21 protein-coding genes and 1 riboswitch are annotated in these 23041 nt (G+C 57.6%); of the genes, 11 read left to right on the top strand and 10 right to left on the bottom strand.

Annotated elements, in window-relative coordinates; translation table 11 throughout:
• Nucleotide 1: 1 nt before the first annotated feature.
• Nucleotides 2–607 (top strand): alpha/beta hydrolase, encoded by a 606-nt coding sequence (locus CBW22_RS09325; RefSeq protein WP_058770918.1) that lies wholly within the window; start codon nt 2–4, stop codon nt 605–607.
• Here the strand turns inward: CBW22_RS09325 and CBW22_RS09320 are convergent.
• Together CBW22_RS09320 and crcB are read right to left on the bottom strand one after the other, a co-directional pair.
• Nucleotides 604–1401, bottom strand: a complete 798-nt coding sequence (locus CBW22_RS09320; protein WP_058775150.1) for a sugar phosphate isomerase/epimerase family protein — start codon at nt 1399–1401, stop codon at nt 604–606. The two genes, CBW22_RS09325 and CBW22_RS09320, sit on opposite strands and share 4 nt — an antisense overlap.
• A 106-nt stretch (nt 1402–1507) precedes the next feature.
• Nucleotides 1508–1885 carry a fluoride efflux transporter CrcB gene (gene crcB / locus CBW22_RS09315; protein WP_021507890.1) on the bottom strand — a complete coding sequence of 126 codons (378 nt, stop codon included), beginning with the start codon at nt 1883–1885 and terminating at the stop codon, nt 1508–1510.
• Between the two features lie 91 nt (nt 1886–1976).
• Nucleotides 1977–2051, bottom strand: a riboswitch (Fluoride riboswitch).
• 107 nt (nt 2052–2158) lie between these two features.
• Here crcB and CBW22_RS09310 point away from each other — a divergent pair.
• Complete coding sequence (locus tag CBW22_RS09310; RefSeq protein WP_088516517.1) at nt 2159–3076, top strand: nucleoside hydrolase; 918 nt, start codon at nt 2159–2161, stop codon at nt 3074–3076.
• 8 nt (nt 3077–3084) lie between these two features.
• Here the strand turns inward: CBW22_RS09310 and CBW22_RS09305 are convergent, their stop codons facing one another.
• A complete protein-coding gene (locus tag CBW22_RS09305; RefSeq protein WP_088516516.1) occupies nt 3085–4113 on the bottom strand; it encodes a zinc-binding alcohol dehydrogenase family protein in 1029 nt (342 codons plus the stop codon).
• Between the two features lie 135 nt (nt 4114–4248).
• Between CBW22_RS09305 and CBW22_RS09300 the strand changes: the two genes are divergently transcribed.
• The 6 genes from CBW22_RS09300 to CBW22_RS09275 all read left to right on the top strand — a co-directional run bounded on the left by CBW22_RS09300 (nt 4249) and on the right by CBW22_RS09275 (nt 11977).
• Nucleotides 4249–5151, top strand: coding sequence for a GntR family transcriptional regulator (locus tag CBW22_RS09300; protein WP_021507893.1), 903 nt, complete (start codon nt 4249–4251; stop codon nt 5149–5151).
• Nucleotides 5152–5322: 171 nt separating this feature from the next.
• Nucleotides 5323–6675: an MFS transporter gene (locus CBW22_RS09295; protein WP_021507894.1), complete on the top strand. Its 1353-nt coding sequence runs from the start codon at nt 5323–5325 to the stop codon at nt 6673–6675.
• Between the two features lie 400 nt (nt 6676–7075).
• Nucleotides 7076–8449 carry a glycosyltransferase gene (locus CBW22_RS26485; protein ID WP_088516515.1) on the top strand — a complete coding sequence of 458 codons (1374 nt, stop codon included), beginning with the start codon at nt 7076–7078 and terminating at the stop codon, nt 8447–8449.
• 13 nt (nt 8450–8462) lie between these two features.
• Nucleotides 8463–9737: a glycosyltransferase gene (locus CBW22_RS26480; protein ID WP_088516514.1), complete on the top strand. Its 1275-nt coding sequence runs from the start codon at nt 8463–8465 to the stop codon at nt 9735–9737.
• A complete protein-coding gene (locus CBW22_RS09280) occupies nt 9737–11143 on the top strand; it encodes a radical SAM protein (RefSeq protein WP_088516513.1) in 1407 nt (468 codons plus the stop codon). The genes CBW22_RS26480 and CBW22_RS09280 overlap by 1 nt, the downstream gene beginning before the upstream one ends.
• 48 nt (nt 11144–11191) lie before the next feature.
• Nucleotides 11192–11977, top strand: a complete 786-nt coding sequence (locus CBW22_RS09275; RefSeq protein WP_088516512.1) for a hypothetical protein — start codon at nt 11192–11194, stop codon at nt 11975–11977.
• A 52-nt stretch (nt 11978–12029) separates the two neighbouring features.
• On the opposite strand, the gene treC is transcribed toward CBW22_RS09275, so the two are convergent.
• The 5 genes from treC to mntP form a co-directional block, all read right to left on the bottom strand.
• Nucleotides 12030–13694 carry an alpha,alpha-phosphotrehalase gene (treC, locus tag CBW22_RS09270; RefSeq protein ID WP_088516511.1) on the bottom strand — a complete coding sequence of 555 codons (1665 nt, stop codon included), beginning with the start codon at nt 13692–13694 and terminating at the stop codon, nt 12030–12032.
• Nucleotides 13678–15120, bottom strand: coding sequence for a PTS trehalose transporter subunit IIBC (gene treB / locus CBW22_RS09265; protein ID WP_058770908.1), 1443 nt, complete (start codon nt 15118–15120; stop codon nt 13678–13680). The genes treC and treB overlap by 17 nt, the downstream gene beginning before the upstream one ends.
• A gap of 270 nt (nt 15121–15390) precedes the next feature.
• Nucleotides 15391–16227, bottom strand: coding sequence for a fumarylacetoacetate hydrolase family protein (locus CBW22_RS09260; protein WP_088516510.1), 837 nt, complete (start codon nt 16225–16227; stop codon nt 15391–15393).
• Nucleotides 16228–16417: 190 nt separating this feature from the next.
• Nucleotides 16418–16495 carry a stress response protein AzuC gene (gene azuC / locus CBW22_RS26925; protein ID WP_125310475.1) on the bottom strand — a complete coding sequence of 26 codons (78 nt, stop codon included), beginning with the start codon at nt 16493–16495 and terminating at the stop codon, nt 16418–16420.
• A 119-nt stretch (nt 16496–16614) separates the two neighbouring features.
• Nucleotides 16615–17187 (bottom strand): manganese efflux pump MntP, encoded by a 573-nt coding sequence (gene mntP / locus CBW22_RS09255; protein ID WP_021507902.1) that lies wholly within the window; start codon nt 17185–17187, stop codon nt 16615–16617.
• Nucleotides 17188–17472: 285 nt separating this feature from the next.
• On the opposite strand from mntP, the gene CBW22_RS09250 reads away from it, so the two are divergent.
• Nucleotides 17473–17718, top strand: coding sequence for a DUF1158 domain-containing protein (locus CBW22_RS09250; RefSeq protein WP_010615729.1), 246 nt, complete (start codon nt 17473–17475; stop codon nt 17716–17718).
• Between the two features lie 526 nt (nt 17719–18244).
• Entirely contained in the window at nt 18245–19855 is a 1611-nt protein-coding gene (gene mqo / locus CBW22_RS09245) for a malate dehydrogenase (quinone) (protein WP_021507903.1), read from the top strand.
• Nucleotides 19856–20132: 277 nt separating this feature from the next.
• On the opposite strand, the gene CBW22_RS09240 is transcribed toward mqo, so the two are convergent.
• Nucleotides 20133–20720 (bottom strand): LysE family translocator, encoded by a 588-nt coding sequence (locus tag CBW22_RS09240; RefSeq protein WP_058759374.1) that lies wholly within the window; start codon nt 20718–20720, stop codon nt 20133–20135.
• Nucleotides 20721–20855: 135 nt separating this feature from the next.
• On the opposite strand from CBW22_RS09240, the gene CBW22_RS09235 reads away from it, so the two are divergent.
• Nucleotides 20856–22346 carry an aminotransferase-like domain-containing protein gene (locus tag CBW22_RS09235; RefSeq protein ID WP_058775178.1) on the top strand — a complete coding sequence of 497 codons (1491 nt, stop codon included), beginning with the start codon at nt 20856–20858 and terminating at the stop codon, nt 22344–22346.
• On the opposite strand, the gene CBW22_RS09230 is transcribed toward CBW22_RS09235, so the two are convergent.
• Nucleotides 22313–22936: a glutathione S-transferase family protein gene (locus tag CBW22_RS09230; RefSeq protein WP_058780243.1), complete on the bottom strand. Its 624-nt coding sequence runs from the start codon at nt 22934–22936 to the stop codon at nt 22313–22315. The genes CBW22_RS09235 and CBW22_RS09230 overlap by 34 nt on opposite strands.
• Between the last annotated feature and the right edge of the window lie 105 nt (nt 22937–23041).

The raw sequence follows: 23041 nt of genomic DNA, 5'->3' as shown, positions 1-23041 counted from the left end.
AATGGCAAAAGCGTTAGTGGTGTTTTTACATGGCGTCGGCAGTAATGGCGCGGATTTGGCGGTGCTGGGGCAACACTGGTCAGCGCTGCTGCCCGACGTGGCATTTGCCGCGCCCGATGCGCCCTTTCCCTTTGAGCACGCCATGGGCTATCAGTGGTTCAGCCTGACCGGCATCACGCCGGAAAACCGTCCGGCACGCGTACGGGCTGCGCGCGACGCCTTTGACGCCACGCTGCAGCAGCTGATGGCGCAGCACGCGATGGCCGGCGCGTGGCAAAAGGTGATTCTGGTGGGATTCTCGCAGGGCTCGATCATGGCGCTGGATGCGCTGGCCTCCGGACGCTATCCGCTGGCTGGTGTGGTGGCCTTCTCCGGTCGCCTGGCCTTTGACGAGGCGCTCACGCCGCCGCCGCATGCCTCCGCGTTGCTGATTCACGGCAAAGCCGATGAGGTCATCCCGTTCAGCGAAACCGTCTCCGCCGCGCAGCGCCTGCAGAGCGCGGGCGTCGCGGTCACCGCACAGTATGAACCCGCCACCGGTCACACCATTTCCAGCCACGGCGCGATGCAGGCAGCGGCCTACATCGCCCAGTGCCTGCAGGATTAAGGCCAGTAGCGCTGCAGCGCCTGCCAGGCCTGACGCGCGGCCGCTTCCGGCGGCTGTGCTTTGAGGCGATCGTTAAACACTTCGATGCCCACCGGACCGCGATAGCCTGCGCTTTTCAGCTTATCGACAAAGCGTTCCACTTCAATGATGCCGTCGCCGGGCAGTAAGCGCTGATGGCGCGCATAGTCGCTCAGCGCCTGCTTTTCCTGCGGTGGCATCTGCGCCATATCGCACAGCTGCACTTCATAAATGCGGTCGGCCGGAATGCCGTCGAGCTGAGAGGCATCGCCACCGCGTGCGCAGATGTGGAACAGATCGACCACCAGCCCGATATTGGGCTGATCCAGCCGCTGCAAACGCTGCCACGCCAGCGGCAGCGTATTGTCGACGCTGCACCACGCCATCGGTTCATACATGATGCGCATGTTATAGCGCGCGGCTTCCGAGGCCAGCCAGCGCAGATCTTCATCAATGCGCTCCGCAACGCAGTCTTCGCGCGTGGTTGCCGGCGCCTGAATGGTATCGCAGCCCAGCGATTGCGCGACGCGAATGAAATCACGCAGTTCGGCGCGCTTTTGCAGCCGTTCGCTGTCCGGCGCGCCGGTAAAGTCACGCAGCACCTGCAGATTGGTAAAGCCCAGGTTTAGCTGCGCGGCCAGCGCCGCCGTGTGCTCAGTAACCTCTTCCCGCCACATTTCAACCTGATCGAACCCGGCGGCACGCGCCGCCTGCAGCTTATGCGCCGATTCACCGTTTAACAGCACCAGGTTAAGGAATTTCGGGTTTGCAGACATCAACAGCTCCTTAATCGTCCGGATAAAGCGGTGACAGAGGCTGTGCGCCACCCGCACAGCATCCTGATCAGTATCCCCCTCTTAAGGGTGATTTCAAGCGTGTCGTTTAGCCCAGCAGGTTCACCACGGCAAAACCGGCAAAGGTCATCAGCAATGAACCGATGACATGCACCATCACGCTCGACATTGCCCACAGGTATTTTCCTGATTGTAGCAACACCACGATCTCGGCCGAGAAGGTCGAAAACGTCGTCAGCCCGCCGCACAGGCCGGTGACGATCAGCAGTTTCCATACGGGATCGATGTGCGGATTGCGCACAAACCACGCCATCGCCGCGCCAATAATAAAGCCACCGACCAGATTAACGATCAGCGTACCTGGCGGCAGATTGGGGAATAACGTATTGAAACGCAAAGAGATAAGCCAGCGCAGCGTGCAACCGATGGCACCACCGATCATGACCGCGAACAGCGACTTCAGCATAGTCTGGAGCTCCTGAATTGAGATACGCGCAGGGCCGCGGCAGGACAGAAACTACACCTGACACACCGCCGTCTCCCGCGCAGGGATAAGCAAGTTGTCAGGCGTCATCAGCCGTCTGTAACCAGAGGGCGGTTGGATAAGGTGGCACGCCATCACCTCAGAGGCACGATAATACGCTGGCGCGGCGGAGGTGACAATATTCACCTGCCGTCTCCGTATCGTCGGGAACGATTATGTTTTACCGTGGCAGACATCATCAGCAAGGAGATTCCGATGCGTACCCTGATTTTTGATACTGATATCGGCGTGGATGACGCCTTTGCGCTGGCGTATGCGGCGCGCACGCAGCGGCTGCTGGGCATCACTACGGTGTTTGGTAATGTCGCGGTTGGCCAGGCGGTAAAAAACGCCCGGCTGTTCTGTGCAAAGATGAACATCAGCGCGCCGGTGTATCGCGGTTGTTCGCGTCCGCTGGCGCTGGCCCCTTCCGCACCGGCCACCCTGCACGGTGCAGACGGTCTCGGCGATGCCTTCGATAACCCGTATAGCGATGTCGCCGACAGCGCGGTGCAGTTCATCATTGATAGCGTACGCGCGCAGCCGCACGCGATTACCCTGGTGGCAATCGGGCCGCTGACCAACATCGCCTGCGCCATCAACCAGGCACCAGACATCATTCCGCTGGTGAAAGAGCTGGTGATCATGGGCGGTGCGTTTGGCACCGACGGCCACGCCGGCAACGTGACGCCGTTCGCCGAGTTCAATATCTGGAAAGATGCGCATGCCGCCGATCAGGTGCTGGCCTCGGCGCTGCCGGTGGTAATGCTGCCGCTGGATGTGACGCACAAGGTGCTGATCAGCGGAGAGGAAGTGCGCCAGCTGAATCAGCCGGTGTTAAGTGCCATCTGCCGGCCTTATCTGGCTTACAGCCTGCAAAAAGAGGGGTTTGATGGCATGGCGCTGCACGATACCCTGACGCTGTCGTGGCTGGCGCTGCCGCAGGCGTTCAGCGTGACGACAGCGCCGGTGCGCGTGGTGACCGAAGGCATCAGCCGCGGCCAGACGCTGCAGCGCGTGAGCACCCTCACCTCGCGCGACGATCCATTCGCCGGCCTGCGCGCCCAGCGGTTGTGTCTGGGCGTCGACGCCGAGGCGGTACGGCAACATTTTTTTGCCACGCTGCGCGCCTGACACTCTCTCTAGCGGGCGAAATGGATGACGCCTTTGATCAGCTCAGGGTTGTTGATCACCCCGGGCTCAAAAGTCTCGGCCAGCGTCGAGAAGTCGTAATGGCGGTTGAGCATCATATCGGCTCGCAGCTGACCGCTGGCCATCAGGGCGCGCACTTTGTCGAAGTCTTCCCGCGTGGCGTTGCGGCTGCCCAGCAGCGTGGTCTCCTTTTTGTGAAACTCGGTGTCGGGGATCACCAGATCGCCTTTGTGCAGGCCGACAAACACGATGGTGCCGCCGTGACGAATCAGCTGCACGGCGCTGTTCATCGCCGCCGGACTGCCGGTGGCGTCAATCACTTTAGCGGCCAGCCGCCCGCCAAACTCTGCGCGCAGCGCGGCGATAAAATCATCGGCCAGCGGATCGATCGTCGCCAGCTGCAACTGCTGCGCAACGTGCGCGCGCCGCTGAGCGCTGGTATCGGCCACCACCACCTGTGCACCGGCTGCGGCGGCAATCGCCGCGACGCCCAGGCCAATCGGTCCGGCTCCGACCACCAGCACCTGCTCATCGGCGACCAGCGCCGCGCGTCGCACCGCATGGGCGCTGATGGCAAAGGGCTCGATCAGTGCCGCTGCTTCGGGCGCCACATCGTCAACCGCCAGCAAATTAGTGTCCGGCACGCTGAGAAACTCGCAAAAACCCCCATCCTGATGCACGCCAATCACTGAAATCTGTTCACAGCAGTTGGTTTTGCCGCTTAAGCAGGCGTCGCAACGCTGACAGGCCACGTAAGGAATCAGCGCCACGCGCTGCCCTGGCTGAAAACCCTGCGCCGCCGCGCCCAGCGCCACCACTTCACCGCACAGCTCATGACCGAGCACGCGCGGATAGGAGAAAAACGGCTGATTGCCGCCCCAGGCGTGAATATCGGTGCCGCAAATGCCGGCGGCAATCGGTTTAATCAGGACCTCGTGCGCGGCAGGCGTCGGTACGCTGCGCTGCTGCCACACCATGCTGCGCGGTTCGGCGACCACCAGCGTTTTCATGTTCGTCATCGTTTCCTCCTGGGCTGTTCACGCAGTTATGGCGAAAATCGACCGCGGCGGGAGGTTGCGCTGTACGAAGTGTGAGGCAGCGCGATTTTTTTGGGCTTTGCGTGGTTTTTAATGCATAAAAAACCGGAGGGCCGTATGAGCCGAAGTCAGAATCTGCGCCAGAACGTCATCAATCAAATGCTGGAAGCCATTGCCCGCCGCCATGTGCGCTCGCCGCTGCCCCCGCAGGCAGCGCTGGCCGAGATGTTTAATATCAGCCGCACCACGGTGCGGCACACGCTGCAGCATCTGCATCAGCGCGGCGTGCTGGAAAAAGTGGCTGAGACCTACGTGATCGTGCGCGATCCCTGCGAGGAGGATGGGTTTAGCGTACTCAGCCCACCGATCGACCAACAGGCGGTGCAGTTTGAGCAGGCGTTTTTTAACCTGATTAACCAGCGCTTGCTGATGCCAGGCGACAGTTTTACCGAACTGCAGCTGGCGCAGCAGGTGCGGGTCAGTCCAGTGGTGGTGCGCGAGTTTCTGCTGCGTTTTATGCGCTATAACCTGCTGGAACCGGTTAAGCGCGGCCACTGGCGGATGAAGAAATTCGATCAGGAGTACGCCGAAAAGCTGTTTGAACTGCGCGAAATGCTGGAAACGCACGCGCTGACCCGCTTTCTTAACCTCGCCGCCGGTGATGAACGCTGGGTGCAGGCGCGTGATCTGCTGGATCGCCATCGCGCGCTGCGCGACACCATCGCCAGCAACTACCGCCAGTTTGCCGCGCTGGATAAAGAGATGCATACGCTGATTCTCTCCGCCGCCAACAACCCGTTTTTCAATCAGTCACTGGAAATTATCTCTGTGATTTTTCACTCGCATTATCAATGGGATGAAAGCGACCTGAAACAACGCAACATTGTCGCGCTGGAGGAGCATATGGCGATTCTTACCGCGCTCATCAGCCGCCAGGATGTGGACGCGCTGTGTGCGCTGCATGCGCATCTCAGAACCGCCAAACACTCGATGATCCGCTCTATCCGGCAGTACAATTAAAAACCGATTAAAAACCACAAAGCATAAGCGCCCGCACGAATCAGAAACATGTTTGCAACATCTCCCGCGGTTTACTTCTAGTCTCGAAGGCAGCCCCTTAGGGCAGCCCGTTTCGCTGCCGCAGGAACCCCAAGACTGATAACGATAAGTACCCGAACCTGGGAGGTTGCAATGGAAAATACATCAACGCGCGGCGGCACCACCGCGCCAGCACCCGAGCACGCCGGGCAGGATTATGTACCGGCGCGCGCCGATGTGGTGCGCTCTCCGCGCATCCGTAAGATTCAAATCACCGCCATGCTGTTGCTGCTGTTCGCCGCCATCATCAACTACCTTGACCGCAGCTCGCTGTCGGTGGCCAACATGACCATCCGCGAGGAGCTGGGCTTATCGGCCACCGAGATTGGCGTGCTGCTGTCGGCGTTTTCGCTGGCCTACGGTTTAGCCCAGCTGCCGTGCGGCGCGCTGCTCGATCGCAAAGGCCCGCGCATTATGCTGGCCATCGGCATGTTTTTCTGGTCACTGTTTCAGGCGGCGGCCGGGCTGGTGCATAACTTCACGCAATTTGTGCTGGTGCGCATCGGGCTGGGCATTGGTGAAGCGCCGATGAACCCGTGCGGCGTGAAGGTGATCAACGACTGGTTCAACATCAAAGATCGCGGTATGCCGATGGGGATGTTTAACGCGGCGTCGATGATTGGTCTCTCGGTGGCACCGCCGATTCTGGCGGCGATGATGCTGGTGATGGGCTGGCGCGGCATGTTTGTCACCATCGGCGTGCTGGGCATGTTTCTCGCCATTGGCTGGTATCTCACCTATCGCGACCGGGATAACAACAAACTGAGCGGCGAAGAGATTCACTATCTGCAGGCGGGCAGCGTGGCATCACGCAAAGAGCCGCTGAGTTTCGCCGAATGGCGGGGGCTGTTTAAGCAGCGCACCATGTGGGGCATGATGATTGGCTTCAGCGGCATCAACTATACCGCGTGGCTGTACATCGCCTGGCTGCCGGGCTATCTGCAGTCGACCTATCATCTGGATCTGAAAAGCACTGGCCTGCTGGCCGCCATTCCTTTCCTGTTCGGCGCGGCAGGCATGCTGCTCAACGGTTACGTGGTGGATGCACTGGTGCGTCGCGGTTTTGACGCGGTGAAAGTGCGCAAGGTGTCGATTGTCAGCGGCATGCTGCTCTCCGCGGCCTTTACCACCTTCGTGACGCGCGCCACCGACACCACCAGCGCGGTGACGCTGATTGGTATGGCGCTGTTCTGCATTCACTTTGCCGGTACCTCATGCTGGGGCCTGATCCACGCTAACGTCACGGCGCGCATGACGGCGTCAGTGGGCAGTATCCAGAACTTTGCCAGCTTCGTTTTCGCCTCTTTTGCGCCAGTAATTACCGGCTGGGTGCTGGATACCACCAAATCGTTCAGCCTCGCGCTGATGATATGTGCGGGCGTCACGGTGGTCGGCGCGCTGGCTTACCTGCTGCTGGTCAGAAAACCGATCACCGATGGGGTGTAACACCAGGGTTTCTGCTTAATGCTCTTCTCCGGGTGCGCAGGTTATGCGCACCCTTTCTTCATCCGCCCGCCACACCTATTCCAGCCGCCGCGTTATCGCCTGATTCTGGATCTGATCAGATAAATTAAACTGCATGATGGCAATTACTATCCAGCACTATTAAGCCCCAAATAAGGAAAATATACCGCTAAACACACCGGTAATAGTTATTATTTTAAGACAAAACTCAAAGACGAATATTATAAGTCACCATCCTCAGTGCATTATTATCCATTAATGCATTAACGAAGGTGAATTAATTAGCTACAGTAAACTTTTGTGGATTGGATCAAAGTTTGGCCGCATAATTTAACTTACTGTTCAGTCACTATTAATGTTCAGGTATGAGCGTGGTGACCAAATGGATTTACAACGCAAGGCCCTTTTTATCTCTTTTGATGCCGTGGCATTATCGGGTATTACAGTAGAAGCCACTAAAATTGCCGTTCGTTTACGCGAGCAGGGAATCACCTCCTTTCTTGATATCGGCTACGACATAAAAATTGATAAGGGAAACTTCGGACGCCCCTATTCCGAAAATGAAATCAATTCGCTAAAGCATCATTTTACATTAGTCCGGCACGATGAAATTCGTCAGGTAGAAGGTTATAACCCGGCCTTTCTGCAATATATTCATGACGTGCTGATTAACCATAGCCAGACGCTGGATGCCGCCGCAGAAAAAACTCTGTTGCAGCAGACGGAAAAGATGGCACAGGCGGTGGCAAACGCGCTGTGCGCAAAATGGCAGGCGCTGGATATCAATTATTTAATCATTGAGAACGGGACGCTGCCGGATAATATTATTTTTACCCGCGCGCTCTATCTGGCGATTGCGCAATACGGCGCCGCAAAACAGCTCGGCCGGTTTGTGTTGTGGCGCGACCACGACCTGATGTGGAACAGCGAATCCACCTCATCGCGTTACGGCAGCGCGCCCTGGCCACATGCCGTCAGGCCACAGCCCTCGCCGCATATCACCTACGTCACGCTGAACCAGGCACTGGCCTCACAGCTGGCGGCCTGGTGCGAACATCAGGTCGAAATCGAGGTGATGCGTAATACCTATCCCTTTGACCCGAGCCATCCGCGCAAAGATTTACGCCGCCAGTTTGGGTTGCTGGCGCAGGACAAGGTGATTGCCCGCACCACGCGAATTATTCCGGCTAAGCGACTCGATCGGGATATTCACCTGTTGCATGCGCTGAACAGTGAACTTATCGCGCAGCATCAGCCACAGCGCGTTTATTTAATGGTCGCTGGCGATCCGCTGGAAGACAGCGTGCATTATCACGCATTAAAGGAATTAATCAGCCGGTTCCAGCTGGAGCGTTACGTCATCTTTTTTGGCGCGTTAAATCACGACTTTATGGAGCGTAATCCACAGGCCACCACCATTCAGGATCTTTATCACGCCTGCGATGTGGTGTCGTTTTTAACCGCATGGGATTACGACAGCTACGGTAATCCGATTGGCGAGGCGATCAGCCATCAGCGCTGTTATATCGCCACCCGCTATGAATATTATCACGAGGTGTATGGCCAGTACGGTTTTGAAGGCGAACTGATGGCGATTTCCGCCAGCCATGATGGCCTGCCGGATGCCGATTTTATTCAGCGCGTCAGTGCCTTATTACAGGATGACGCACGCCGCGACGCCATCGCCACGCGCAATTATCAGAAAGGAAAATCCCTGCTGTCGGATCACATCTTCCGGCAGATATTTAATGTGTAGTTAAGGAGTGACTATGGATAACCGTTGTTTTATTTCTGTCGTGCTGCCGGTTTATAACGAGGCAGCACGTATTAACGCGGTGCTGGAATCAATATTGCAGCAGCGTTCACCTGGCGGATTGTTTAATTTTGATAATCTGGAAGTGATCATGGTGGATAATAATTCCACCGATAATTCGGTCGCGCTGATTGAAGCCTTTGCCGCGCAGCATCCGCAGCTGACGATTCATCAGTTGCAGGAGACGGTGCAGGGCGTCTCTTCGGCGCGGAAAAAAGGCATGGATTTCGCCTCACAGCGCGCCGGTCTGCGCGACGAGGCCAGCGGTTTTCAGCGCAAGCACTACATCCTTTCGGCCGATGCGGACTGCACCGTTGATGCACTGTGGATCGACGAACTGGTCGGCACCATGATTGCGCAAAACGGCGATCTGGGCACCTGTAACTACTACTACGAAACCGCGGATTTTCACGAGCGCCCGCGGCTGTATGCGGAGATTGATAAAACACTGCGCTGCCGCCACGCTTCCTTCTCCCTGTTTGGCGGCTTTCCGGACGGCAAAGGCTTTGGCGTCGAAAAGCAGCTGTACGATGAAGTGGGCGGCATCGAGATTTTTTACCAGCTGAAAAACGGTGAGTTTGTTGAACATCTGTCAGACGACTGGGATTTTGGCATCAAGGTGATCGCGGCCGGCGGCAAACCGGTGTATGCGCCCAATTCGCGCGTGCAGATCAACAGCCGCCGGGTGGATAACCTGCTGCACGAAGTGATTGAAGGCGTGGCCTACGGCCATAACGGCACCATCATCATGAAAGATGTGCGACCCACGCTCACCGCACTGACGCCGTTCACCGATGTCAGCGCAGAGCAGGCGCAGCAGGCGTGGCACTACTCGATTAAAGATTACGTGCCAAAAAATCTGGTGCTCCCGGTGCTGCTGAATCCGTCGCTGCTGCGCGACGATGCCGCGGTGATTGATTTCTTCACGCCAGAGGTGGCTGAACGCCTGTTCGACCGCATTCACAGCATAATGCTGGAGATGAGCGTGACCGATTTCCTGCCGATTCACAGCTACAAAACCCCGGCGTTTCGCCTCTATTTTGAATTCCGCCATGAGCTGTTTGCCGCGCTGCGGCGTGCCGTCGGCGCAGAGATTGGCGAGCCACCGCCGCTGCCGGCCTGCTTTACCCAGGTGACGGAAAATGATTTCGCCCGCTTTGTCTGGTATTACTGCGAAGATCGCGAATCCGGTGAGGCGCATAACTACTTTGCAAACGGCGGGGTGTTCTGATGCGTGCTGCCTGGCTGCAATCCCTGCAGGATATCGATCGTCACTATCCTCGCCCGGCCATATGCGAGGTGCTTAGCCGGCCGGAAAACGCCGATTTGCTGGAATACGTGGTGCATGATCCTTTTGGCTGCCATGTGTTTCCCGGTGATATCGACGATTTTCCGCTGCCGAATTTTTTCCGCGCCATGCAGCACAGCCTGAGCCATGCGCCGCAAATTCATCTGTGGGCGTATATCCCTACCTGCCGCTACAAGTGCCACTTTTGCCAGTTTCCCACGGTGATTGTAAATCCGCAGTCGCCGCGCGCGCCTGAGCTGTTTCGCGATATCGTCGATCGCAACATTCAGGAGGCGAAACTGTGGCTGGCGCAGCTGCCGGCACTGGGTGAAGTACCGGTGGGTGAGTTCAACCTGTTCGGCGGCACGCCCTCGCTGCTGCCACCGGATGAGCTGCGGCGCTTAATGGATTTTTACCGCAACCATTTCAACTTCCGCGAGGCCACGCTGCGCTTCGAAGGCGAGCCCGGCACGCTGACGCGCGAATTCCTCGCACAGCTGCGCGAACTGGGCTTCAGCAAACTGTCGTTTGGCGCGCAGTCATTCTCAGACCGCCTGATCAAAGGCTGTGGTCGCCTGCACAGCGCGGATGCCTGCTACAAGGTGATTCGTGATGCGCGCGAGCTGGGCTTCGCCCTGGTCAGCGTCGATCTGATGTATGGCCTGCTGGGACAAACAGTGGACGACGTGCGTGACGATCTGCAGCAGGCGCGCGCGCTTGACCTGTCGCATCTGGTGTTCACCAAGCTGCACATGAAGCCGTTCGCCGAGAGCCGCACCGGCGTGTCGGCGGAGGGAGAAAATGCCTGGCAGCGTAAGAATGCGGCGATGCCCAGTCTGGGTCAGCAGTATCAGATGCGCGCGCTGGCCGAGCAATGGCTGAATGGCGATTACCTTGAACATCCCACCATGTATTTCCACCATCGCAGCGCACCGCCGGAGAAGTGGAAAGCGATCATTACCGATCTCGACCAGCAGGCGCCGGAAGTAGCGATTGGCCTTGGCGGCAGCTCCAAATGTGCCGGCGCGGAGCTGATTAACCTGACCGACTACGCCGATTATCAGCGCGCACTGGATAACGGTGAGCTGCCGATCGCCTCGGTGCGCGGTATGTCGCCGGATCAGCAGGCCATCAACGGCTGCAAGATGGCGCTGTCAACTCTGATTCCGCTGGACGATGTGCTGTTTCAGCAGAAGTTTGGCGTCAGCCTGTTTGCCCAGCCGACCATCGCCCGTGCGCTGCGTGAGTTGCAGCAGCGCGAGTTAGTACACAGCGATGGCCGCTACGTCACGCTCACCCCCACCGGCCGCGTGCTGGTAGAAGCCATCATCAATACCCAGTTCGACTAAACCGCCCTTACCTCTCAACGGCACGCGACGGCGTGCCTGGAGCCTGTTATGTCCCAGTCTGTTTATAGCTTTTTTTATATCGCCATCGACACCGAAGCGGGCGTCACCGCTGAACAGTTTGAAACCTTCGTGCGCGAAAAAGGCGTGCATCTGCCCTGCTATCCCGGCTGGCGCTGGACGCTGTTTCGCGGTCTGCGCGGCGAGCGCGTCGATCAATACCTGATGCTGTTTGAAATGAAAGATGCGGCACAGCGCGCGCGCTTTATGCAGGATGACGGTGAACTTACCGCCGAGGCAGAGCACTTCTGGCATCTGCATCCCGACGCGGACGCGCTGCTCAGCGAGTGGCGCCAGCTGGCAACCTTCGCGCGGCGCCCGACGATTTTCACCCATTTCGATCTGCTGGCAGAGAATCCTAACAGTACGCTGCCGGGCGGCCCGCGTTTTGATGCCCGCAGCGGCACCGCGCGCATTCTCGGTACCCACTATCTGGCGCTGCGACCGGGCGTGCAGCCGCAGGAATTTGAGCAGTTCATCGCGCAGAATGCCGCGCGTATCGTTGATTATCCCGGCTGGAAGTTTCATCTGCTGAAAGGCCACAGCGGCAACCGGCTGGACGGCTATGTGGTGATGATGGAGATTGAGAGTGAAGCGGCGCTGAATGTGTTTTATCCGCAGCCTGATATCGCCACCGCCAGCGCGGCTGACTTTGCGCGCGCGCACCGGGATACCAAACAGATGTATGAAGAGTGGAAGCAGCTGGCGTCCTTTTCCGGTTCGCCGCAGCTGTATACCGATTATCTCGCCGTGGCGGAATGCGGCACGCTGAAGTGAGTGCTGGCGGCGCGCTCTGCTCATTGCTGAAACGCGCCGCCGGTTTTCTCCGTTACGACTGGTAGTAATACACCGCTTCAAAAGGCCGCAGGTGCGTCAATGCCCCAGGCGGCGATGCCTCACTGTAATTACTCATCAGCACCTGCCAGTTGCCTTCAACTTCCGGCAGCAGCAGCGGCTGTGCGCTGTGACTCAGGTTCGCCACCACCAGCAGGCTTTCACGCGGCGAATTGCGACGATAACACCAGATGTGTGACGCTTGCGGTGCCAGATCCTGATAATCGCCCTCGGTGAAGATAGCGTAACGCTTACGCAGCCGAATCAGCGTTTGGTAGCCATAGAACACCGAGTTGCTGTCGAGCAGCGCGTTAGCCGCGTTGATCAGCGTATAGTTATCCGCCACGCCTATCCACGGCTCACCCCGCGTGAAGCCGGCATTGGCGCTGCTGTCCCACAGCATCGGCGAACGGCTGTTATCGCGCGATTTGCTGGCCAGTATCGCCAGGATTGCCGCCTCCGGCTTGCCCTGCGCCAGCCACGCAGCGTGGATGTTGTGGCTCTCGATGTCCTGATACTGCTCAATGCGGGTAAAATGAGGGTTGGTCATTCCCAGCTCTTCGCCCTGATAGATATAGGGCGTGCCCTGCATGCCGTGCAGCAACATCGCAAAGCATTTTGCCGAGGCGATGCGCAGCGCACCTTCATCGCCAAAGCGCGTGACGATACGCGGCTGATCGTGGTTACACCAGAACAGCGCATTCCACGCCACGTCGTGCATCCCGCGCTGCCACTCCGCAAAAATTGCCTTGAGCTGAACGAAGTCCGGTGCCGCCAGCGTCCATTTGTCGCCCTGGGGATAATCCACCTTGAGATGGTGGAAGTTAAAGGTCATCGACAGCTCGTTTTGCGCCAGCGAAGCATAGCGCTGGCAGTTGGCCAGCGTGGTCGAGGACATTTCCCCCACCGTCATCAGCCCGCGCGGCGTGAACACATCGCGGTTGAACTCCTGCAGGTAGTCATGGATGCGCGGGCCATCGGTGTAAAACCGCCGCCCGTCATGGCCGGGCAGATCGTCGCTAAAATCCTGGTGCTTCGACACCAGGTTGATCACATCAAGCCGCAATCCATCAACGCCTCGATCCGCCCAGAAGTGGCACACCTGCTTTAACGCCTCGCGCACCGCCGGATTTTCCCAGTTGAGATCGGCCTGCTCCGGCGCGTACAGGTGCAGATAGTATTGCTGACGCCGTTCGTTCCACGCCCAGGCGCTGCCGCCAAACTTAGACTGCCAGTTGTTGGGTGGCGTGCCGGGCACCCCGTCGCGCCAGATATAAAAATCGACGTACGGCTGCTCACCGGCTTCGGCACGCTTAAACCAGTCGTGCTCGGTCGAGGTGTGGTTAAACACCATATCCAGCACCATGCGCATACCGCGCCGGTGCGTCTCCGCCAGCAGGAGGTCAAAGTCGGCCATGCTGCCGTAGGCGGGATCGATGGCGGTGTAATCCGCCACGTCGTAACCGTTATCGATCTGCGGCGACACATAGATCGGCGTTAGCCACAGCGCATCGACGCCCAGCTGCTGCAGATAATCCAGCCGCTGGATCACGCCGTTGAGATCGCCGGTGCCGCACGCCCCGCTGTCCTGAAAACTTTTAGGATAGATTTGGTAGATCACCGCATGGCGCCACCAGGGATATTCAGCGTGCCTGTTCATGCTGCACCTCGGCCTGGCTGATGATGGCGGTTGCCGCTTTACGTTTGGTGATGATGATGGTCAGCAGCAGCGGAACCAGAATCGCCACCAGAATCGCCAGCGAGTAAACCGTCCAGTACTGTGGCTGAATCGAGAGGATGCCCGGCAAGCCGCCCACGCCGATGCCGTTGGCCATCACGCCGTTGAGGCCGCACAGCAGCGCCGCCAGCGCAGAGCCAATCATGGCGCACAGCATAGGGTAGCGGTACTTGAGGTTGACGCCGTACATCGCCGGCTCCGTTACGCCGAGCCACGCTGAAATGGCGGCCGGCACGGTGAGGTCGCGTTCAGCACGATCTTTGTTAGCGATAATGATGCCGACCACCGCTGCGCCCTGTGCAATATTGGACAGCGCAATCAGCGGCCACACCGGCGTGCCGCCCATGCTCTGAATCATCTGCAGATCAACCGCCAGCGTGGTCTGATGCACGCCGGTGATCACCATCGGCGCATACAGGAAGCCAAACAGCGCGGCACCAATCGGCGCGAAGCTGCCGGTCATCAGGTGACGCACCGCAAAGGCGATGCCGTCGCCGATCAGACGGCCAAACGGGCCAATCAGGCTGTGGGCGAGGAAAACCGACAGCAGCAGCGCACACACCGGCACCACCACCAGCGTCAGATAGGCGGGCACGATACGTTTTAGCGCCAGTTCGATTTTCGCCAGCGCCAGCCCGGCCAGCAGCGCCGGGATCACCTGCGCCTGATAGCCGACCCGATCAATGCTGAACCAGCCGAAGTTCCACACTTCCGGCACCTGGCTGCCAATCAGATACGCATTCATCAGCTGCGGTGAAACCAGCGTAATGCCCAGCACAATCCCCAGGATTGGCGTACCGCCCAGCTTGCGCACCACCGACCAGCAAATCCCCACCGGCAAATAGAAGAAGATCGCTTCACCGATCAGCCAGAGGAAATCGTACAACCCTTTCACACCGGGATAGAGCTGCACCAGGGTTTTATCATCCGCCACGGCAATATCGCCCAGCACGTTACGGAAACCGAGAATTAAACCGCCGCTAATTAACGCCGGTAATAACGGGAAAAATATCTCAGCAAAATGGGATAATAATGCCTCGTGCCATTTCATCTGACTGCGCGCCGCAGATTTAATCTGCTCCTTAGAGGTTTCACTAATATTTAGTGCTTCAACTAACGCTTTATAATAAGTGTCAACTTCGGTTCCAATAATTACCTGAAACTGTCCGGCAGAATTAAAGCATCCTTTAACGCCGGGCGTGGCGCGGATGGCCTCTGGATCGGCCTTGTCGACATCCTGCAGCACAAAGCGCAGGCGGGTAATACAGTGCGAAAGTGACAGAATATTTTCCCGACCGCCCACGCGGTCAATGAGATCGTTAATGATCTCGCGACTGATGGTTTTCATTATCATCCCTTATTTCCATGCCGGAATCGGCAGTGGACGATAATACGCCGCTGCTTTTAATTTTAACTATAGCAAAGCGAGGGAATTAGTTAGCGATCACAAAAATATTTATGCAATACATCGCAGGAAAATTAACTTAACAATAATTATTTAACCTGATAACTAAATCTGCGCCATTTAAATATAAATTCGGGACATTTCGTATTGTTGAATATTTATTTAAGCGGTAGCGCGGTGGCCGTGCAACGTTCGCCACCGCGCAGCAATGTGTCAGACGATGCGGTGGCGCAGACGACCAATCTTCTCAATTTCCACTTCGATCTCATCGCCAGGGAACATAAACAGCGGTGGCGTACGCTTTTTCCCCACGCCGCCTGGTGAGCCAGTGATGATGACATCGCCCGGTGACAGCGGACTAAACGCCGAGATGTATTCAATGATCTTCGCCACCGGATGCACCATGCTGGCCGTGGTATCGTTCTGCACTTCACGCTGATTCAGCCAGGTTTTGATCGCCAGCTGCTGCGGGTCCGGGATGTCGTCGGCGGTGGTCATCCACGGGCCAAAGCCGCCGGTTTGCTGCCAGTTTTTGCCTGCGGTAAACCAGGTGAACTGCATGTCGCGCACCGTGGCATCCATAAAGCAGCTGTAGCCCGCTACATGCTGTAGCGCATCGGCGGCTTTTACCTGATAAGCCGCCTTGCCGATGATCACCGCCAGCTCGCCTTCGTAATCAAATTCAGCCGTGGTCGCCGGTTTCAGCAGGGGCTGCTCGTGTGCTGCCAGCGAATCGGCAAAGCGCACGAACAGCGTCGGCGCGTCGAGCGTGGCGGCAAACTCCTGGCGCTTATCGGCATAGTTCATGCCAACGCAGAAGACTTTGCCCGGGTTTTCCACCACCGGCAGGAAGCGAATCGCGCTGAAGGCATAGTCCACCGGCTCGCTCAGGTATCCCTGCAAGTCACTCAGGCCACCGCGCTGCAGCAGAGTTTTCAAATCCGGACAGCTGTCGCCCAGCCGCGTACCGAGATCGATCACGCCGTCGGGTTGCACGATGCCATAACTTTTTCTTGCCTGGTCAATAAGAGAAAAACTGCACAGCTGCATGATGGCCTCAATGTTATAGAGAATTTGCGCGCAGGTTATCAAAAGCCAGACGGAAAAGCGGTATGACCTGAGGGTAAAGTAATTAATGTTTGTGAGTTTTGGTGACAGAGGTGCGCAGAGGGGGTCGGCGCCGGGTGATAACCACAGGTCGATCCCTGACCGCGATTATCGAGGGTTTCTGGCGGAGCGCTTAGTTTAAGGCACCCGGCGGTACGTGTTTGAAGGTCTCAACATAAGAGCGAAACACGGAGCGGAAAAAACGTTTCATGGTGCACCTGATACAAAAATTGTTGAATAATTACGCGAAAATTATAACGCCCGCGCATTTTTCACGCAATTATTTTTGAACCAGATCACAAAAACGCGCCCACCCCATGCTGCCAGACGTTAACGGAACAGCCCTAAGTGCTCAATCAGGATGGTGCAGCCAATGCTGATCAGTACCACGCCGCCCAGCACTTCCGCCCATTTGCCCATTACCGGACCGATAAAGCGGCCGACCAGCACACCGGTGGTCGCCATGATAGTGGTGGCCGCACCGATGGTGAGCGCGGTGAGCACAATGTTAACCTGCAGGAACGCGAGGCCAACGCCCACCGCCAGCGCATCAAGGCTGGTCGCTACCGCCGTCAGCGCCAGTACCATAAAGCCGTGGCGCTGCGGCGCTTCGCACGGCTCGTCGGCCGTCTGACGGAAACCTTCCATGATCATCCGCCCGCCAAGAATGCCCAGCAGACCAAATGCCACCCAGTGATCCCACGCCATAATGTAGTGGCTGGCAGCCAACCCGATGGCCCACCCCACCAGCGGCGTCAGCATTTCAATGACGCCAAAAATCAGCCCTGTGCGTAATGCTTCTTTGAAGCCCGGACGATACAGCGACGCGCCTTTGCCCAGTGCTGCAGCGAAAGCGTCCATCGACATACCAAAGGCCAGAATCAGGGTTGCGATAAATGTCATGGTTTTCAGTCAATGCGGTGAAATAAGACGATTAAGCCTGCACTTTGTCCGCATATCGGATTCAGTAATGAAAAAGTGCGCGCAGTCTAGCACGCCAACCCGCCAAAAAAAAGACAACAAAATCATGGGTTTAAGTATAGCAAAGGCTATAACTCTTAACTGCCGCTATTTCTGCAGCTAAGTGGATGGAATAGAAGAAATTTCTTAGCGTACGCTGCTGCGGGGATTGCACCGCGCCGCGGTTTTATGCGCTAATGCCCGCGCTAACTGATTTGGAATGATGCGATGAAAAACCCATTTGAAACGCTGATCATCCCGGGCGGCATTCTGCTGCTGGGCTTTCTTTCGGCGCTACTGCTGCCCGCCCCTTCGTTTGGCGTGGCGCTGGCAAAACAGCTGCAGCAGGCTCTGCATCTGCAGGATGTGAATCAGCTGTACACCATGGTGTTCTGCGTCTGGTTTTTGCTGCTGGGTACCGTTGAGTTTTTCATTATCCGCTTCGTCTGGCGCCGCTGGTTCCAGCTGCGCTGAGCGGTGCGCGTGATGCATTTTTCTTCTGACGGGCGCCTGACACGGTGCCCAAATAAAAAGTCACACAAATGTAACATTATTTTTACACGACCTGGCGAAACATCAGGCAACATAAAATCCGCATAAAAAATCAATTTCGCTAAAACCTATCTTTTTCAATGCGTTAATTTGTGATCCAGCTCACCTTGTGAAATCAACCTTCTCCATTTCCCTCACACTGTCGCAACAACTACGTTACTATAACTGCCTGATAAGGGGATAAAAATCCCTTATGACAGCGCCGTCGGGCTGATTAATTCTTATGCTGAATCATTTCTGCATTTAAAAAATAAACAAACGTTTAATTCCGATACGAGAATGTTATATTCGAATGCATATGCATAACGTGCAGTTAACCGTTATCACACCTATGGCTTAAACCTGAGTCTTAACCTTTGAGAAATAGCGCAACGCGCTTGCAAAAAGCGTGGCTGTTTCGCCTGCGAACCTGTTGAGCTTCAGGGCAACAGAGAGGAGATGTCGCCTCATGAGCAACACTGCGGTAAATCTGGCGCTAGCCGCCGCTGGCATGGAAAGCACACACCTTCAGGAACGAAAAGACGTAGATGTCCTGCTGATCGGCGCAGGCGTGATGAGTGCTACCTTAGGCACCTGGCTGCAGGATCTCGAGCCAGACTGGTCGATTGAGATGGTCGAGCGGCTGGATGATGTCGCGGTCGAATCCTCTAATGGCTGGAACAATGCCGGCACCGGCCACGCGGCGCTGGCCGAGCTGAACTATACGCCCGAAAGAGCGGATGGCAGCATCGACATTGCCAAAGCGGTGGCGATTAACGAATCCTTCCAGATTTCCCGCCAGTTCTGGGCGTATCACGTACAGAAAGGCAACCTGAGTAATCCACAAAGCTTTATTCACAGCACGCCGCACATGAGTTTTGTCTGGGGCGAGGCCAACGTGGCTTTCCTGCGCAAGCGCTTCCAGGCGCTGCAGAAAAGCACCCTGTTCCGCGGCATGAACTATTCCGAAGATCGTGACCAGATCGCTGAGTGGATTCCGCTGGTGATGAACGGGCGTGACCGCAAGCAGAAAGTGGCGGCCACCTGGACCGACATGGGCACCGACGTTAACTTCGGTGAAGTGACGCGCCAGCTGATTGCCGCGCTGGAGAAGAAAGAGAATTTCCGCCTGCGTCTGCGTCAGGAAGTGCGCGATATCAAGCGCCTGAGCGATGGGCGCTGGCAGGTAAGCCTGCACAACCTCGCCAGCGGTGAGTCGCGTGTGCTGACCGCGCGCCAGCTGTTTATCGGTGCCGGCGGTGCGGCGCTGCCGCTGCTGCAAAAAACCGGCATCCCGGAAGTAAAAGGCTACGCCGGTTTCCCGGTGGGCGGCTCGTTCCTCGTCACGGAAAACCCGGACGTAGTGGCGCAGCACATGGCGAAGGTTTACGGCAAAGCCAGCGTGGGCGCACCGCCGATGTCGGTACCGCATGTTGATACCCGCGTACTGGATGGCAAGCAGGTGCTGCTGTTTGGCCCGTTTGCGACCTTCTCCACCAAATTCCTCAAGCAGGGCTCGCTGCTGGATATGTTCGGCGCGATGAACAGCAGTAACCTGCTGCCGATGATGCAGGTTGGGCTGAAAAGCTTCGATCTGGTGAAATATCTGGTCGATCAGGTGCTGCAGAGCGATGACGATCGTATGGAAGCGCTGCGCGCTTATGTGCCGCAGGCAAAACAGGAAGACTGGAAGCTGGTCACGGCCGGTCAGCGCGTACAAATCATCAAAAATGATGAGAAAGAGGGCGGCGTGCTGCGTCTCGGTACCGAAGTGGTCACCTCGGCCGACGGCTCGATCTCTGCGCTGCTGGGCGCGTCACCGGGCGCCTCCACCGCAGCACCGATTATGCTGGAGCTGATGGCGAAAGTGTTCCCGGAGCAAATGCGCTCGCCAGAGTGGCAAACTAAAATCCGCGCGGTAATCCCGTCGTGGGGCCGCAAGCTGAACGGCGACGTAGCGCTGACCGAGAAGGTGCTGGCCGAAACCAGTCGCGTGCTGCAGCTGGATTACGCCCCGGTCATCACGCCGGAAGCCGCGAACGACGAAGGTCGTGAAACCGCCCATGTGGTGGGCAAATAAGCGGCGACGCCTGTCCCTTCACCGGTAAATACAGACCTGACTGAGGCCGCAATCGCGGCCTCTTTTTTTGATTACAGTGTCGCCCTTTGGATGACGCAATCCCTGACGGTTCAGCCTGGGATTTATTCACCAGGAAGCGCGCGTTTGTTAGCGGCACAATACATTGCACATTGCGCGATAAATCGCGCCGCTACATCAGGGTGCGTCGTACGGCTTCGTTAACTGACCAGCCCCCCATATTGTGCCCCTGCTTACCGCGCCATCCAACGCCGTAGCATCAGCTCAATAGCAGCGCGTCATACAGCATCCAGCCGGTGGTTGCCACCAGCGACAGCGCCATTAGCGTATTGAACGCCTGACGTTTCCACGCAATCTGCAGGTGATGGCGCAGCCGATCGCCCAGCGCTGCCCAGATTAAAATGCACGGCAGGTTGAGGGCGGCGAAGCCGAGCAGTACCGCCAGCACACCGTTGCTGTTGGCGTACATCAGCGCCACGTTGGTGACCATCAGCCAGGCTTTGGGATTCACCGCCTGGAAACACACGCCGCCCAGCAGGGTCATCGGACGCGGACGTTCGCGCAGCTGCGGCGCACCGGCGCGGAAGATTTTCCACGACAGCCACAGCAGATAGCTGCATCCCACCACCGTCAGCGGCAACCGCACCGACGCCATCCAGTGCAACAGCAGCTCCAGCGCCACGCTCGCCAGCAGCATCTGTAACGCACAGCCGAGCAGGATGCCAAACAGCATCGGCAGCGTGCGCCGGAAGCCAAAATTGACGCCGGACGTGGCCAGTAACAGATTGTTCGGACCCGGTGTAATCGACATCACCGTAACGTAGCTAAAGAAGGATGGATCGAGCATGGTACGTTTCCCTGAGAATCAACGAAACACCATGCTAATGCGCAAATTACAATGGCAACAGAGACACAAAATCACTATTGTGATGGATACAGTTAAGGCAATTTTAAATTGTACCTATCGCGCGCGGAGGCTTTTGTGTCCCTTCCTCTCTCATCCGGCCAGACGCTGTACCAGCAGCTGGCGGACAGCTTTGCCGAATCTATCCATCAGGGCACGCTGAAGCCGGGTAAGCGCCTGCCGGCCATCCGGCGCGTGGCGCAGTCGCACCAGGTCAGCATCAATACCGTGCTAAGTGCCTGGCATATCCTTGAAGATCGCGGCCTGATAGAAGCCCGTCCACAGTCGGGCTACTACGTGCGTGGCGTGCTGCCCGCGGTAACGCGACCGCTCAGGCCGATGAGCGCCAGCGTTAATGACCCCAGCACGCAAAAACTGGAACTGATCGAGCAGGTGTTCGCCGCGCAGAATCACCCCGACTACACCAATATTTCGCTGGCCTGCCCGCAGGATAGTGAGCTGTTTCCGGCGGCGAAACTGGGACGCATTACCGCCTCCCTTATTCGCCGCGATAACGACATCATTGGTCGCTACGCGCTTCCGCCGGGTAGTGAGCGCTTACGGGAGGAGATTGCGCGCCGTAGCCTGCACACCGGCCTGAATCTCACTGTCGCGGACATCACCCTGACCCACGGCTGCATGGAAGCGCTGCAGCTGGCGCTGCGTGCGGTGACGAAGCCGGGCGACTGCGTCGGGCTGGAATCGCCGACCTACTTCTTTTTGTTCCCGCTGCTGGCCTCACTCGGGCTGAAGGCGCTGGAAATCCCCACCGATCCGCAAAACGGCCTGTCGCTGGACGCGCTGGAGATGCTGCTGCAGGAGCAGCGCATTCAGGCGCTGATCGCCATGCCGGGCGCGCAGAATCCGCTGGGCTACGTGATGCCGCTGGAAAATAAAAAGCGTCTCGCGAAGTTAGTGAATACTTACCACGTTCCGCTGCTGGAAGATGGGCTGTATGACGAGTTGCAGTTTGACTGGCCGCTGTCGCCACCGGTCAAAGCCTTTGACCGCGACGGCTGGGTGATTTACTGCACCAGCTTCACCAAAACCGTCGCGCCCGATTTTCGCGTGGGCTGGACGGCTGCCGGCCGCTTCCACCCGGCGATTGCGCGGCTGAAAGCGGTATCGTCGATGACCGAATCAAAACTGCTGAGCGAAACGCTGGCCGAATTCCTCGCCAGCGGCGGTTATGATCACCATCTGCGTTCGCTGCGGCGTCGCTACGCCGCCAATCTGGATGCGGCGCGCGGCATCATTGCCCGTCACTTCCCGCAGGGCACGCGCGCTACCCTGCCGCGCGGCGGCTTTGTGTTTTGGGTCGAGCTGCCGGGCAAGGTTGACACGGTGGAGATGTTCCATCGCCTGTTGCAGGAGCAGATTTGCGTCACGCCGGGCGCGCTCTATTCGCTGAGCGATCGCTATCGCCATGCGCTGCGTCTCTCCTGCTGCTATCCGTTTGATGAGCGTTACACCTGGGCACTGAAACGCACCGGCGCGCTGGCCTGTGAAATCACCGGTATCGCGCCGGGTCAGGATCAGGGCTTACCGTTGCGGCCCCAGGTGGTGTAACCCTCGCGTTCGGTCAGCCGCTCGTAATAGGTTTGCACGGCGGGGAAGTCCGGATGGTCGAGCGGGGTTTCAAACCAGCGGTTCACCGCCAGGCCAACCGGAATATCGGCCAGGGTAAAGTTACGGCCCGCGACGTAGCGCCCGGTTTTTTCCAGCTGCTGATTAAGAATACCCATGGTGTGGCTCCAGCCTTTGACGGCGGCAGCCAGCAGGCGTGGATCCTGATGGGCTGGCGAATTGCGCACCAGCGACATAAAAGCATAGCGCCATGAGGTGTTGAGCTCGGTGGCCTGCCAGTCCATCCACTGATCGACCGGCGCGCGCGCCCGCGGATTATCCGGGTAGAGCCATTCACCGCCGTTGCTGTTGGCGAGGTAGCGCAGAATCGCGTTGGACTCCCACATCACGAAGTCATCTTCGATGATCACCGGCACCATGGCGTTGGGATTGAGCGCCATAAACTGCGGTGAGTGCAACGACTGCGGGTCTTCGCCCCACGGCTCGTGCTCCCAGGCAATATCCAGCTCTGAACAGAGCCACAGCACTTTACGAACGTTGATTGACGAGTTACGGCCCAGAATTTTTAACATAGCGGACTCCGCTGGCAGAATTGTTAATCTATTCATAGTCCTGTTAGACGCCTTAAGCAATCAGCAGGATGTAAATCCGGATTTCAGACAACCTCAATGAGGAAA

It is taken from the genome of Pantoea sp. VS1 (assembly GCF_002207995.1).
GTDB lineage: Bacteria > Pseudomonadota > Gammaproteobacteria > Enterobacterales > Enterobacteriaceae > Pantoea > Pantoea dispersa.
The sequence above is the reverse complement of the archived record's forward strand: the minus strand, read 5'-3'. Positions and strand labels throughout refer to the sequence as shown.